Source organism: Pseudomonas sp. R3.Fl, assembly GCF_023516765.1.
GTDB classification, from domain to species: domain Bacteria; phylum Pseudomonadota; class Gammaproteobacteria; order Pseudomonadales; family Pseudomonadaceae; genus Pseudomonas; species Pseudomonas citronellolis.
This window is the reverse complement of record NZ_JAMGSO010000001.1, coordinates 393,794-406,861: the sequence shown is the minus strand read 5'-3', so window position 1 is coordinate 406,861 and position 13,068 is coordinate 393,794. Positions and strand designations below refer to the sequence as shown.

The following is a 13,068-nucleotide window of genomic DNA, read 5'->3' as shown; positions in this document are numbered from 1 at the left end:
GCCTCAGTGCGGCGCGCGGCGGATGGTCTTGAGCAGGTCTTCCGGGCTGATCTGGCCGACCACCTGGCTGACCGCGCTGCCCGGTTGCGGCAGGTCGAGGATGTGGCCCTTCATCTTGCCGATCACGTGCATCTCGCAGGGCTTGCAGTCGAACTTCAGCGTCAGCACCTCGTCGCCGTGCACCAGTTGCATGGGCGCGACCTTGGTGCGCACGCCGGTGACGCCCTTGGCCTGCTTCGGGCACAGGTTGAAGGAGAAGCGCAGGCAATGCTTGGTGATCATCACCGGTACCTCGCCGGCTTCCTCGTGGGCCTCGTAGGCCGCGTCGATCAGCTGCACGCCGTGGCGGTGGTAGAACTCGCGGGCCTTGTGGTTGTACACGTTGGCCAGGAACGACAGGTGCGCCTCGGGGTACACCGGCGGCGGGGTGCTCTCGGCCTTGCGGCTGCCGCGCGGGTGGGCGGCGACGCGGGCGGCGGTGAGCGCCTCGATGGCCTCGCGGCGCAGGGCCTTGAGCTGCGAGTTGGGGATGAAGTACGCCTGCGGCGCGTCCAGCTCGATGCGCTCGGCGTGGTACTGGGTGGTGCCCAGCTGGCCGAGCAGGTCGTGCAGTTGCTCCAGGGCCTGCTCCGGCTTGTTGGCCGCGCCGAAGGGGCCGTCCAGGGCGACGCTGACGCTCACGCCTTCCTCGCTGGTGGCGGTCAGCTCCAGGCGTTCCTCGCGCAGGCGGGCCTGCCAGTCCAGGCCCACGCGGCGCTCGGCGGAGGTCTTCAGCAGGGCCTGCTGCCAGTTGTGGTCGAGGTTGCGCGACAGCGGGTGGTTGGGGCGCAGGCGGTACAGGCCCTCGGGCATCTCGTTGGGCTCGACGCGGTAGCGGTAGCGCTTCTGCCCGTCCTCCTCGAATTCACCCTTCGGTTCTGCGATGTTGGCGCGGAAGCCCACGACTTCGCGCTTGACCAGCACGTTGAGGCCGTCGCCGTTGGACAGCGGCTGCTCGGTGGCGACGATCAGGTCGCGCTTGCCGACCTTCTCCACCACGCCCACCGGCAGGCCGGTGAAGGTCGGCGAGTCGAAGGCGCCGATGTCGATCTTGCGTTCGCTGACGAAGTAGTCGGTGCTGCCGCGGTGGAAGGTCTTGTCCGGGTCGGGCAGGAAGAAGTGCTCGGTGCGGCCGCTGGAGGCGCGGGCCAGGTCCGGGCGCTCGGCGAGGATGCCGTCCAGGCGCTGGCGGTAGTAGGCGGTGATGTTCTTCACGTAGCCCATGTCCTTGTAGCGCCCTTCGATCTTGAACGAGCGCACGCCGGCGTCGACCAGGGCGCTGAGGTTGGCGCTCTGGTTGTTGTCCTTCATCGACAGCAGGTGTTTCTCGAAGGCCACCACGCGGCCCTGGTCGTCCTTGAGGGTGTAGGGCAGGCGGCAGGCCTGGGAGCAGTCGCCGCGGTTGGCGCTGCGCCCGGTCTGCGCGTGGGAGATGTTGCACTGGCCGGAGAAGGCCACGCACAGCGCGCCGTGGATGAAGAACTCGATGGCCGCGTCGGTTTCGTCGGCGATGGCGCGGATTTCCTTCAGGTTCAGCTCGCGGGCCAGCACCAGCTGGGAGAAGCCGGCCTGGTCGAGGAACCTGGCCCGGCCCAGGGTGCGGATGTCGGTCTGGGTGCTGGCGTGCAGTTCGATCGGCGGGATGTCCAGGTCGAGCACGCCCAGGTCCTGCACGATCAGCGCGTCGACGCCGGCGTCGTAGAGCTGGTGGATCAGCGCGCGGGCCGGTTCCAGCTCGTCGTCGTGGAGGATGGTGTTGATGGTGACGAAGATGCGCGCGTGGTAGCGGTGGGCGAATTCCACCAGCCGGGCGATGTCGCTCACCTCGTTGCAGGCGTTGTGCCGGGCGCCGAAGCTCGGGCCGCCGATGTACACGGCATCGGCTCCATGCAGGATGGCCTCGCGGGCGATGCTCACATCGCGGGCAGGGCTGAGCAGTTCCAGATGGTTCTTGGGCAGGGACATGGTTTCTTCTTCATCAGGCGTGACACGGCAAGGCGCGCATTGTAGCGGCGAAACGCCCGCCGAGCACCCGTGCGCTGCCCGGTGGTGGCGCCGCCCGGCAGGGCGCCGGGCGGCGAAGGGGCCCGGTCAGGCCTTGGCGGCCAGCGCGGTGACTTCCACGCGCATGCCTTCCACGGCCAGGGCGGCCACGCCGACGGCGGCGCGCACCGGCCAGGGTTTGGCGAAGAAGCGCTGGTAGACCTCGTTGAAGGCGGCGCGGTCGGCCATGTCGGTGAGGTAGATGGTCAGGTGCAGGACGCGCTCCATGGAGCTGCCGGCGCGCTCCAGGGCGGTTTTCAGCGCGCGCAGGGTGCACTCGCTCTGCTCGACGATGCCGCCCAGCTCCAGGCTGCCGTCCTCGCGGGTGGGGATCTGGGTGGAGACCAGCAGGCCGCCGAAGCCGGCGACGTCGGAGGAGATCGACTGCGGGTCGGCGTCGGGGAGGAAGCTGAGGTCGTTGTTAGCCATGGGGGCCTCTTTCTGCGGGTGGGACGAGGGGCGGCAGCTTACCCGCCGAGGCCGGTGGCGTCACCCGCGCGGGTCCGCACATCGGGCAACGCCGGTGCCGGGGCGTAGGGCGCATAACGCCTACGGCGTTATCCGCCGTTTGGCCTTGATTCCCGTCGGCTCCGGGGTTGACCTGGGCGTTGGCTGTGGCCGCGGTGTATCGGCGCATAACCGCGAACGGTTATGCGCCCTACGTCCAGGCGCTCAGCGGTAGAACGCCGAGGGCGCCACGCCGAACTGCCGGCGGAAGGCCGCGGCGAAGGCGCTCTGGCTGTCGTAGCCGTGCTGCAGCGCCACTTCCAGCACCGGCAGGCCCTGGGCCAGGGCTTCCAGGGAGAGCAGCAGGCGCGCCTGCTGGCGCCAGCGGCCGAAGGTGATGCCGGTGCTGCGCTGGAAGCGGCGGTGGAAGGTCTTCGGGCTCATGGCCAGCTGTTCGGCCCAGTGCTCGGCGCTGCTGCCTTGCGCCGGGTTTTCCGCCAGGGCGCGGCAGACCCGGGCGATGCGTTCGTCGTCCGGCCAGGGCAGGTGGAAGGGCAGCACCGGCAGGCTGCGCAGTTCGTCGAGCAGGAAGCGCATCAGGCGGCCGTCGCGGCTGTCGCCTTCGTAGCGCCCGGGCACCTGGGTGGCGGCCTGGATGAGTTCGCGCAGCAGCGACGACACGTCGATCACGCAGTCGCCGACCGGCAGGCCGTCGATGGCGTCGGGGTTGACGAACAGGCTGCGCACCCGCGTCACGCCACGCATGCGCAGCGAGTGTTCGACGCCCGCCTGCAGCCAGACGCCGCGGGTCGGTGGCGTCACCCAGCGCCCGGCCGGGGTCTCCACCACCAGCACGCCTTCGATGGCGTAGATCAGCTGCGCCCGCGGGTGGCTGTGGGGCGGCACCATGTGGCCGCTGGGGTAGTCGATGGCGACGCCGGTGACCGGCATCTCCAGGGATTCGTAGGGCAGGCTGGCGTGGTCGACCATGGGGCGCGTCCGTTGCGGGGGAAGGGCGAGCTTAGCGCAGGATGACCCTTTCGCGACAACGATGGACCCTTTGGCGCGAGTTGGACGGCTGTGCCCTGCCTATGCTGGGCCCGAACACCCGTTCGAGGCCAGACCATGCAAGCGAACCCGCAAACCAAGTACCGCCCGTTCCCCGCCATCGACCTGCCCAACCGCCGCTGGCCGTCGCAAACCATCGCCCAGGCCCCGGTGTGGCTGTCCACCGACCTGCGCGACGGCAACCAGGCGCTGTTCGAACCCATGAACCGCGAGCGCAAGCTGCGCCTGTTCGCCGAGCTGGTGCGGCTGGGCTTCAAGGAGATCGAGGTGGGCTTCCCGGCCGCCTCGCGCACCGACTTCGAGATCATCCGCCAGCTGATCGACGAGGGCGGCATCCCCGACGACGTCACGCCCATGGTGATGACCCAGCTGCGCGAGGACCTGATCGACGAGACCGTGCGCGCCGTGGCCGGCGCGCGGCGGGTGATCGTGCACCTGTACAACGCCATCGCCCCGGTGTGGCGGCGCGTGGTGTTCGGCCTTTCGGTGGAGGAGGTGGAGCAACTGGTGGTGCGCCATGTGCAGCTGTTGAAGGAGAAGGTGGCGGCGCACCCGCAGACCGAATGGGTGCTGCAGTACTCGCCGGAGACCTTCTGCATGGCCGAGCTGGAGGTGTCGCTGCGCATGTGCAACGCCGCCATCCGCACCTGGGACGCCGGCCCTGGAAGGCCGATCATCATCAACCTGCCGACCACCGTGGAAGTGGCCACGCCCAACGTCTTCGCCGACCAGATCGAGTGGATGCACCAGCGCCTGGAGCGCCGCGAGCACGTGGTGCTGTCGGTGCACCCGCACAACGACCGCGGCACCGGCGTGGCCTGCGCCGAGCAGGCGCTGCTGGCCGGCGCGCAGCGGGTGGAGGGCTGCCTGTTCGGCAACGGCGAGCGCAGCGGCAACCTCGACCTGGTGACCCTGGCGCTGAACCTCTACACCCAGGGCATCCACCCGGGCCTGGACTTTTCCGACATCGCCGGCGTGGCGCGGGTGGCCGAGGCCTGCACGGGGCTGCCGATCCACCCACGGCATCCCTACGTCGGCGACCTGGTGTTCACCGCCTTCTCCGGCTCGCACCAGGACGCCATCGCCAAGGGCTTCGCCGCCCAGGCCGCGGACGGCTTCTGGGAGGTGCCCTACCTGCCGATCGACCCCCGGGACCTGGGGCGCACCTACGACAGCATCGTGCGGGTCAACAGCCAGTCGGGCAAGGGCGGCATCGCCTACCTGCTGCAGCGCGACCACGGCGTGGTGATGCCAAGGCGGATGCAGGTGGAGTTCAGCGCCATCGTGCAGCGCCAGGCCGACAGCAGCGAGACTGAGCTGAGCAGCGAGGCGCTGTGGCAACTGTTCGCCCAGACCTACCTGGCCCCGGCGCGACCCGGCGGCGCCTTGGCCTACGTCTGCCACCGGCTGTTCGAGGCCGAGGGCGGGCAGGGCATAGTGCTGGAGGTGGAACTGGCCGACGGCCGCCGCCGGCAGCTGCAGGGCATGGGCAACGGCCCGATCGACGCCAGCGTGGCGGCCCTGGGCCTGCCGATCCGCATCGACGGCTACGAGGAACGCAGCCTCGGCGGCGGCGCCGACGCCCAGGCCCTGGCGCTGGTGGAAGTGGCCTGGCCGGGCGAGGCGGGCACGCGCTTCGGCGCCGGTTGCCATGCCAACATCGTCAGCGCGTCGATTCAGGCTGTGCTTTGTGCGGTGTCGCGCTTTGCTGGGAGTGGTGAGTTGCTGGGGGACGTGTAGCGACTGGAGTGGCTTTTCGTAAGAGCGAGGGGGACGCCTAGTTCTTGCTCGCGAACGGACGGTACTGGTGACTTCGGCGTCGGGTGCACGAGCACCCTCTCCCCAGCCCTCTCCCTGAAGGGAGAGGGGGCTTTATCCGTGCCGAGAGAAGGAATGGTTTCAGCTGGAAACCACCGGGACTGCCGGCTGACTCCAGAATACCGAGCCCTGCCCAACGGTCCCCTCTCCCTTCAGGGAGAGGGTTAGGGAGAGGGAGCGGAGTCAACCGAGTGCACTGAAATCACCAGCGAAGCCGGTTCGCGAGCAAGCTCGCTCCTACGAAGAGCGCCCTGGAGTGGCCTACGAGAGCTGCCCACTAAAGCGGAAAAGGCCGCAACCGCCCCCGCGCGCCATCTACCGCAAGGGCACCCAGCACCAGCCGGCTCACGCTTTCAGCCACCGCCCGGTAGTCCGCCTCCGCCGGCCGTGTCTTGCCGGTGATCAGCGACGCCTGCCAGCCGAAATGGGTGTGCGCCTGGGTGGCTGACCAGAGGAACAGCAGCAGGTGCTGCGGGTCGGCCGTGGCGATCAGGCCGCGTCCCATCCAGCTGCGCAGGCAGGCGAGGTTGTCCTGGGCGGCCTGGCGCAGGCGTTCGCCGCAGGGGGCCGGCAGTTGCCGGGCGCCCAGCAGCATTTCGCCGAGCACGGCCTTGTAGGTGTGCGGGTGTTCGTGGGCCACGCGCATCCGTGCCTCGATGTAGGCGGGCAGGGCCTGCTCCGGGGGCAGCTCGGCGCGCAGCAGGGCGGCGGCTTGCAGCAGCGGTTCGACCAGGGTCTCCAGCACCCGCGCGTAGAGGTTCCGCTTGTTCTGGAAGTAGTAGTAGACGTTGGCCTTGGGCAGCCCGACGCGGGCGGCGATGTCTTCGGTGCGCGCGGCCTGGAAGCCCTTGGCGGCGAACTCCTGGCTGGCGGCCTTGAGGATCAGGCGCAGGTTGCGCTCGCGGATGCCCAGGGCTTCGCTGTCATCGACGGCCGCCTTGCGGCGGTTGGCGGGGGTACGGGCAGGGCGGGTGGCCTGGTCGCTCATGGGATATCCGGGGACTGCTATCGCTATTTACAAAAGTATATAGCGCTAGGCGAGGCCTTGTCCCCTGGACCTTCCGCCGCCTCAGGGCAGGGTGTACAGGCGCAGCAGCATGCGTTGCTGTTCCGAGGGCCGGCCGAAGTAGCGGCTGTACAGCGCCTCGCCGCCGGGGCCGCGCAGGGTTTCGCTGATGGCGCGGTCCACCAGCAGGCGGAAGGCGTCGTCGTCGCGGGGCAGGGCCAGGGCGACGCGGGCCACTTCGAACAGGTGCTCGGAGACCTGCAGGCGGTCGCCTTCGGCCGAACGGGCCTGGTAGTTGAGCAGCGACAGGCGCTCGCCGAAGAAGGCGTCCACCTGGCGGCGCAGGACGCGCTCGACGCCTTCCTGGTAGCTGCCGACCTCCTCCAGGCGCGACTGCAGGCCCAGGGCGCGGGCCTGCTGCTGCGCCCATTGCACGTTGGTGCTGCCGCGCAGCACGGCGAAGCTGCGCTTGTTCAGCCCCTGGTTGATGGTCGCCCGCCAGGTCGGGGTGCGTTCTCGCGGGGCGCCGCTGAGCGCGGCCAGCAGGGTGGGGTCGGCGTCGCGGCGGAGGATCACCCCGAGGCCGGCGGTGAACACCGGCAGCGAGAAGCTGACGCTCTCGCGGCGCTGCAGGGTTTCCACCAGCGGGCTGCAGAACAGGTCGACCTGGCCGCCGTGCACGGCTTCCAGGGCCTGCTCCAGGGGCAGCGGCCGGTAGCGCACCTGCAGCTCGCCCAGGCCCGGCTGGCTGCGCAGGCGGGCGACCAGCGCCTGGCACAGGTCGATGGCGTAGCCGCTGGCCGTGCGCTCGTCGCCCTCGGAGAAGGGCGCGTTGTCGGCCAGAAAGCCCAGCGTCAGGGTATGGCTGGCCTGGATGCGCGCCAGGGTGTCGGCCTGGGCGGCGGGCACCAGCAACAGCAGCGCGAGCAGAGGAACGAGCAGGCGGTTCATGGCGACTCCGGCGGCGCGGCGAGGCGCTCGTAGGCCTTGACGAAGCGCTTGGCGATGAAGCCGAACAGCAGGTAGCCGACCACCATCACCAGGGCCGCACCGAACACCGCTTCCAGCCCCGAGGCGTAGAGCGCGTAGAAGCAGTAGCAGGCGGCGACCAGCATCACGGCGGTGTTGCGGCGCACCAGGTCCAGGCCGACGCCGGCCTTGTAGAGGATCACCACCAGCCCAGTCAGCGAAGTGATGTAGGGGATGATGTTGGTGACCGCGGCCAGGCTCACCAGCTTGTTGAACTGGGCAGTGGCGTTGGGCGAGATGGTCGAGAGGGCGATCAGGCTCTGCAGCACCGCGCAGGTGACCAGCCCTGCCAGGGGCGCGCCGCGCCCGGTGACGCGGGTGAACAGCTGCGGGAACAGGCCCTGGGCGGCGGTGACCTTGGCCGTCTCGGCCAGGGTGAACTGCCAGCCCAGCAGCGAACCGACGCAGGCCATCACCGCCAGGGCCATCACCAGGTTGCCCACCCCGTCGTTGAACAGGCGCGCGTAGGCCAGGGCGAAGGGCGCGCTGGAGTTGGCCAGCTCCGGGTTCGGCACCAGGCCCTGGATCACGGTGGTGGACAGCACGTACACCACCGCGGCGCCCAGGGTGCCCAGCAGGCAGGCCAGCGGCACGTTGCGCTTGGGGTTGTCCACCGCGTCGGAGTTCTGCGCCGCCGATTCCATGCCGAGGAAGGCCCAGAGCGTCAGCGGGATGCTGTCGGTGATCGCCTGGCTGACCGGCAGGTCGTTGGGGTTCCAGGCGGCGGCGAAGACCTCGGGGCGGAACCAGAACCAGCCGAAGAAGCCCAGCCCGGCCACGGGGATGATCACCCCCCAGACGGTGACCGAGCCCAGCCGCCCGGTGATCCGCGGGCCGCCGAAGTTGGCCAGGGTGGTCAGCCAGATCAGCCCCAGGGTCCCGAGTAACAGGGGCACCGAGCCGCTGCCCAGCCAGGGGAAGAAGGGCGTCAGGTAGCCCACCGCGGAAAGGCTGATGGCGACGTTGCTGATCACCAGGGACAGGAAGTACAGGTACGAGCAGAGGAAGAACGCCGACTTGCCATGGGCCTCTTCGCTGTAGGCGGACATGCCGCCGGAGCGCGGGCAGTAGATGCCGCATTGGGCGAAGCAATAGGCGATGGCCATGGAACCGACGGCGGTGAACACCCACGACAGCAGCGAGACCGCGCCCAACTGGGCCATGCTGGAGGGCAGCATGATGATCCCCGAGCCCATCATGTTGACCATCACCAGGGTGGTCAGCCCGGTGAGGCCCATCTTCCTGGTCGCGGCCATGCAGGCCTCCTGGGGCGGTGAGCGAAGCGGCGGAATGCTCAAAGAATAGGCACGGCCTGGCGGGGCGGCCATCGAGTGGCGGGGTGTTTTTCAGGAATGGGATTGGGGTGGCATTTGCGGGGGAGTGGAGTACAGGGTTGGCAGCGGAGTGGCGGTGAAGTCCGTTGCCCTCACCCCAGCCCTCTCCCGGAGGGAGAGGGGGCCGTTCGGAGCGGGCGGAAAGTTCGGAGTCATCCTGTGAGCGCGTAGGGCGTATAACCGTTCGCGGTTATACGCCGTTGGCCGGCGCGCCGATGCCTGACGATTCTGGCCCCGTAGGAGCGGACTCCGTCCGCGATTGGTTTGACTAGACGGATGAGGGGGCAGGGAGCTTCGTGAATGCGCTTCACGCCGAACGGTCCCCTCTCCCGCTTGCGGGGGAGGGTTAGGGAGGGGGAGCGGAGTCAGGGTTGGCAGAGGTGTGTGGGTGGAGTCCGTAACCCACCCCAGCCCTCGGCTGCGCGCCCCGCCCTGAAGGGAGAGGGGGCTGTTTGGAGTGGGTGGGGAGTTTGGAGTCATCCTGATACTCCTAACCCCAACCCCGTCATTCCCGCGAACGCGGGAACCCAGTGGCTTGGGGGCTTGGTGTAGCGCGCCGCTCCGAGTGCGTTGATGTTTCTCGTTTCGCCCCCTCGTGCGAGTCCCTTTTGTCAAACGGTGGAAGGCCACCCCCGCAAAAGGAACCAAAAAGGCTTGCCCCAACATACGGGCCCGATGAAGCCGGGCTACCCTCACGAATTCCCCCGCCACGGAGGCCCGCCCCGAGGGTACGTCCCTGTAGCCCATCGGGGCTCTCGCGACATCCATGTCGCATGACCTCCTGAGCGCCGGTTTCGCTCGGCCTTCTGAAGGGGCGTTTCGGAGTGCGCGGAGGTTTCTCTGGAAGTCCCAAGAGCGGACGCGCTTTTGCTTTTCGTAGGAGCGAGCTTGCTCGCGAACCCGCCAGTCTCTGGATTCCCGCGTTCGCGGGAATGACGGGGGAGGAGGATCGGCGCGTGAGATAAAGGCTCGCCATCAAACAAAACATGCCCCAGAAAAAACGCCGTTCCCCTCAACAGGAAACGGCGCTCTTCCAGACCCAGGCACTATCCATCCATCACCAGTGCCGATACCCACGGTAGTAACCATGGGGCGGCCCGTAATAACGCGGCCCATAGTACGCCGGCCCGTAGTACACCGGCCGGTAATAGCGCACCGGCGGCGCCACCACCACGGCCACCGGAGGCGGCGGAGCGTAGTACACCGGGGCCGGCGGATAGTAGGCCGCCGGCGGCGGGGCAGGCTGCACGTAGACCGGGGCAGGCGGCGCGGAGGCGCCGGCGACGACAGCGCCACCCACGACGGCGCCGATCACCGCGCCGATGGCCGCCGCATCGGTATTGCTGTTGGCCGATGCCTGCCCGGCCAGGGCGAAGGACGCGCACAACACCAGGGCGAGTTGCGGGATCCGGCGAATCATCTGTCTTACCTCCTGAAATTCCCGGCCTGGGGGCCGGATACTTCTAAGACATTCTGTTCCCGCAAAGTGTAACCGGCGCTGTGTAAATCCTGTGTAAAGGGCGCCGTACGGTCGTTCCGGGGCCGATTCGATGCAGCCGGCAACACAAAAACCGGGCCGGCTGCGGCGCGGCTTGTTATGGTTGCGGTTTTCCCTCAAGCCAAGGAGGCTTTATGCCCTTGAATCGAGCCCTGCCGGCCATGCTGTTCGGCGCCATCCTGCTGGCCGGTTGCAGCAGCGCCGACAAGCCCGCCGAATCCCCGGCCGCCGCCGCGCCCGAAACCGGCCGCTGCAATGCCGGGGCGGTGCAGTCGCTGGTCGGCAAGCCGCTGTCCCAGGCGCTGGTGGAGCAGGCCCGGCGCGACTCCGGCGCGCAGAGTGCACGCGCGCTGCACCCCCATGATGCGGTGACCCTGGAGTACAACTCGCAGCGCCTGAACATCAATGTCGACGACAGCGAAATAGTGCGCGGGCTCAACTGCGGTTGAGGCGGCGAAACCGCGCCCGGCGTGCAATGCCCGGGCGCGGGGTGACGGGAGCCCGGCGAGGGCTCCCGCACCCTGGGTACCCGGTCAGCGGTTGGCCGGTTTGCGGATGATGCGCAGCGCCTGGGTGGTGTGGTTCACGCAGGACTCGTAGTCGCCGGCGGCGCGGGCCTTCTCGGCCTGGTCGATATGCTCCTGCACCACGTTGACCTTCACGCCGGTGGCGTTCTTGCTGGCCGTGGCGATGAAGTCCTTCAACTGCGTCAGGTTGGCGTCGCAGAGCTTGCTGTCGGCCATGGCTGCCAGCGGCAGGGCAAGGGTGGCGGCGAGGACGAGGGCGATCTTCTTCATGGGGCTGTCTCCTGGATGGGTTCACCATGAACCTGGGGCGCAGGGCCTTGGCAGGGCGAGCCTGCGGGTCCGTGGATGGCGCTTCACCCGATGCCGATCGGGGCGGTCAGGAATACCTGACGCCTGTTTCGACCTTGCCTTCTGCCGGACGTGTCATTTTTTTCGCGTTACAGCGCGGAGAAGCGTTGGTCCAGCTGCCGCGCGCGGAACTGCTCGAGAACGAAGTCGACGAAGGCGCGGGTCTTCGCCGGCAGCAGCTTGTGGGCGGTGTAGTAGAGGCTGGTGATGCCGGCGTCCACGTACCAGTCCGGCAATACCCGCAGCAGACGGCCATCGTCCAGGTAGGGCACGGCGTGCTGCATGCTCACCAGGGTGATGCCCAGCCCTTGCAGGGCGGCGTGGCAGGCCGCCTCCGGGTCGCTCATGTACATGCGCTCGCCCAGTTCGATGGGCGCCTGGCCCTTGCCGCCACGGTGGCTCAGGCCCCAGGGGCGCACGCGGCCGGTCTGCGGCGAGCGGATACGGATGCCGTCGTGCTGCGCCAGGTCCTCCGGCGTGCGGATCGGCCGGCGGCTGTCGAGGTAGGCGGGGCTGGCCAGCAGCACCAGGTGCGCCGGCGACAGGCGCCGCGCCACCATCCCCGGCGGCAGCTCGAAGCCACCGCCTATGGCGGCGTCGAAGCCCTCGGCGATGAGGTCCACCTGGCGGTTGTCGAAGTGCCAGTCCGGGCGGATTGCCGGATAGCGGCCGAGGAACTCGCCCAGCAGCGGCAGGATGTAGTCGCGGCCGAACACCAGCCCCATGCTCACCTTGAGGGTGCCGCTGGGCTGGCCGTCGGCGCTGGCCAGGTTGGCCAGGGCGTTGCGGATGCTGCCCAGGCCGGGCGCCACCTCGGCCAGGAAGCGTTCGCCGGCCTCGGTCAGGCTGAGGCTGCGGGTGCTGCGCTGGAACAGGCGCACGCCCAGGCCGGCCTCCAGGCGGGCGACGTTCTTGCCCACTGCCGCCGGCGTCAGCCCCAGGCGCCGGGCCGCCGCGGCGAAGCTGCCGGCCTCGGCGCTGCGGACGAAGCATTCGATGCTGTTGAGGGTTTCCATGGCCGTGCTCGCATAAACCAATCGGATCGACTGAATATAGCGATTACCGGCTACCGGGTAGGGAATCCCAGGAAGAGACTGTGCCTGTCGCTTCACTTCCCACCCTTTCCCGGAGCACCGACATGAGCACCAGCACCCCCAACACCTCCCTCGCCGGCAAGGTCGCCTTCGTCCAGGGCGGCTCGCGCGGCATAGGCGCGGCCATCGTCCAGCGCCTGGCCCGTGACGGCGCCGCCGTGGCCTTCACCTACGTCAGCTCGGCGCAGAAGGCCGAAGACCTGGCCGCCACCGTGCAGGCCGCCGGCGGCCGCGCCCTGGCCATCCAGGCCGACAGCGCCGACGCCGACTCGCTGACGGCCGCCATCGAGCGCGCCGCCGCGCACTTCGGCCGCCTCGACATCCTGGTGAACAACGCTGGCGTACTGGCCGTGGCACCGCTGGACGAGTTCACCCTGGAGGACTTCGACCGCACCCTGGCGGTCAACGTGCGCAGCGTGTTCGTCGCCACCCAGGCCGCGGCTCGGCACATGGGCGAGGGCGGCCGCATCATCACCGTCGGCAGCACCAACGCCGAGCGCATGCCCTTCGCCGGCGGCGGCGTCTACGCCATGAGCAAGGCCGCGGTGACCGGCCTGACCCGCGGCTTCGCCCGCGACCTGGGCCCGCGCGGCATCACCGTGAACAACGTGCAGCCCGGCCCGGTGGACACCGACATGAACCCCGACAGCGGCGAGTTCGCCGAGTCGCTGAAAGGCCTGATGGCCCTGGAGCGCTACGGCCGCGCCGAGGAAATCGCCTCCTTCGTGGCCTACCTGGCAGGCCCGGAAGCGGCCTACATCACCGGCGCCAACCTGCTGATCGACGGCGGCTTCGCGGCTTGAGACCTTTCATGGAG

12 protein-coding genes are annotated in these 13,068 nt (G+C 69.0%); 3 read left to right on the top strand and 9 right to left on the bottom strand.

Features of this window, described 5'->3' with window-relative positions:
• Positions 1-3: 3 nt before the first annotated feature.
• The 3 genes from M8R19_RS01485 to M8R19_RS01475 all read right to left on the bottom strand — a co-directional run bounded on the left by M8R19_RS01485 (position 4) and on the right by M8R19_RS01475 (position 3,519).
• A complete protein-coding gene (locus M8R19_RS01485) occupies positions 4-2,004 on the bottom strand; it encodes a peptidase U32 family protein (RefSeq protein ID WP_249916807.1) in 2,001 nt (666 codons plus the stop codon).
• A gap of 126 nt (positions 2,005-2,130) precedes the next feature.
• Complete coding sequence (locus M8R19_RS01480; RefSeq protein WP_074978711.1) at positions 2,131-2,511, bottom strand: RidA family protein; 381 nt, start codon at positions 2,509-2,511, stop codon at positions 2,131-2,133.
• A 243-nt stretch (positions 2,512-2,754) separates the two neighbouring features.
• Positions 2,755-3,519 carry an AraC family transcriptional regulator gene (locus tag M8R19_RS01475; RefSeq protein ID WP_249916806.1) on the bottom strand — a complete coding sequence of 255 codons (765 nt, stop codon included), beginning with the start codon at positions 3,517-3,519 and terminating at the stop codon, positions 2,755-2,757.
• Between the two features lie 135 nt (positions 3,520-3,654).
• Here M8R19_RS01475 and M8R19_RS01470 point away from each other — a divergent pair, with 135 nt between their 5' ends.
• Positions 3,655-5,337 carry a 2-isopropylmalate synthase gene (locus tag M8R19_RS01470; protein WP_249916805.1) on the top strand — a complete coding sequence of 561 codons (1,683 nt, stop codon included), beginning with the start codon at positions 3,655-3,657 and terminating at the stop codon, positions 5,335-5,337.
• A gap of 355 nt (positions 5,338-5,692) precedes the next feature.
• Here the strand turns inward: M8R19_RS01470 and M8R19_RS01465 are convergent, their stop codons facing one another.
• From M8R19_RS01465 to M8R19_RS01450, 4 genes are all read right to left on the bottom strand, one after another.
• Positions 5,693-6,403, bottom strand: coding sequence for a TetR/AcrR family transcriptional regulator (locus M8R19_RS01465; protein ID WP_249916804.1), 711 nt, complete (start codon positions 6,401-6,403; stop codon positions 5,693-5,695).
• An 81-nt stretch (positions 6,404-6,484) separates the two neighbouring features.
• Complete coding sequence (locus M8R19_RS01460) at positions 6,485-7,372, bottom strand: amino acid ABC transporter substrate-binding protein (RefSeq protein WP_249916803.1); 888 nt, start codon at positions 7,370-7,372, stop codon at positions 6,485-6,487.
• Positions 7,369-8,706, bottom strand: a complete 1,338-nt coding sequence (gene potE / locus M8R19_RS01455; protein WP_074978722.1) for a putrescine-ornithine antiporter — start codon at positions 8,704-8,706, stop codon at positions 7,369-7,371. Before potE ends, M8R19_RS01460 begins: the two co-directional genes overlap by 4 nt.
• Before the next feature lie 1,135 nt (positions 8,707-9,841).
• Complete coding sequence (locus M8R19_RS01450; RefSeq protein WP_249916802.1) at positions 9,842-10,204, bottom strand: hypothetical protein; 363 nt, start codon at positions 10,202-10,204, stop codon at positions 9,842-9,844.
• A gap of 212 nt (positions 10,205-10,416) precedes the next feature.
• Here M8R19_RS01450 and M8R19_RS01445 point away from each other — a divergent pair, with 212 nt between their 5' ends.
• Positions 10,417-10,731: an I78 family peptidase inhibitor gene (locus M8R19_RS01445; protein WP_009622335.1), complete on the top strand. Its 315-nt coding sequence runs from the start codon at positions 10,417-10,419 to the stop codon at positions 10,729-10,731.
• 84 nt (positions 10,732-10,815) lie between these two features.
• Here M8R19_RS01445 and M8R19_RS01440 read toward each other — a convergent pair whose 3' ends face one another.
• Together M8R19_RS01440 and M8R19_RS01435 are read right to left on the bottom strand one after the other, a co-directional pair.
• On the bottom strand, positions 10,816-11,079 hold the full coding sequence (locus tag M8R19_RS01440; protein ID WP_009622333.1) for a PA2433 domain-containing protein: 264 nt from the start codon (positions 11,077-11,079) through the stop codon (positions 10,816-10,818).
• Between the two features lie 167 nt (positions 11,080-11,246).
• Complete coding sequence (locus tag M8R19_RS01435; protein ID WP_249916801.1) at positions 11,247-12,173, bottom strand: LysR family transcriptional regulator; 927 nt, start codon at positions 12,171-12,173, stop codon at positions 11,247-11,249.
• Positions 12,174-12,295: 122 nt separating this feature from the next.
• Between M8R19_RS01435 and M8R19_RS01430 the strand changes: the two genes are divergently transcribed.
• Complete coding sequence (locus M8R19_RS01430; RefSeq protein ID WP_249916800.1) at positions 12,296-13,054, top strand: 3-oxoacyl-ACP reductase family protein; 759 nt, start codon at positions 12,296-12,298, stop codon at positions 13,052-13,054.
• Positions 13,055-13,068 lie beyond the last annotated feature (14 nt).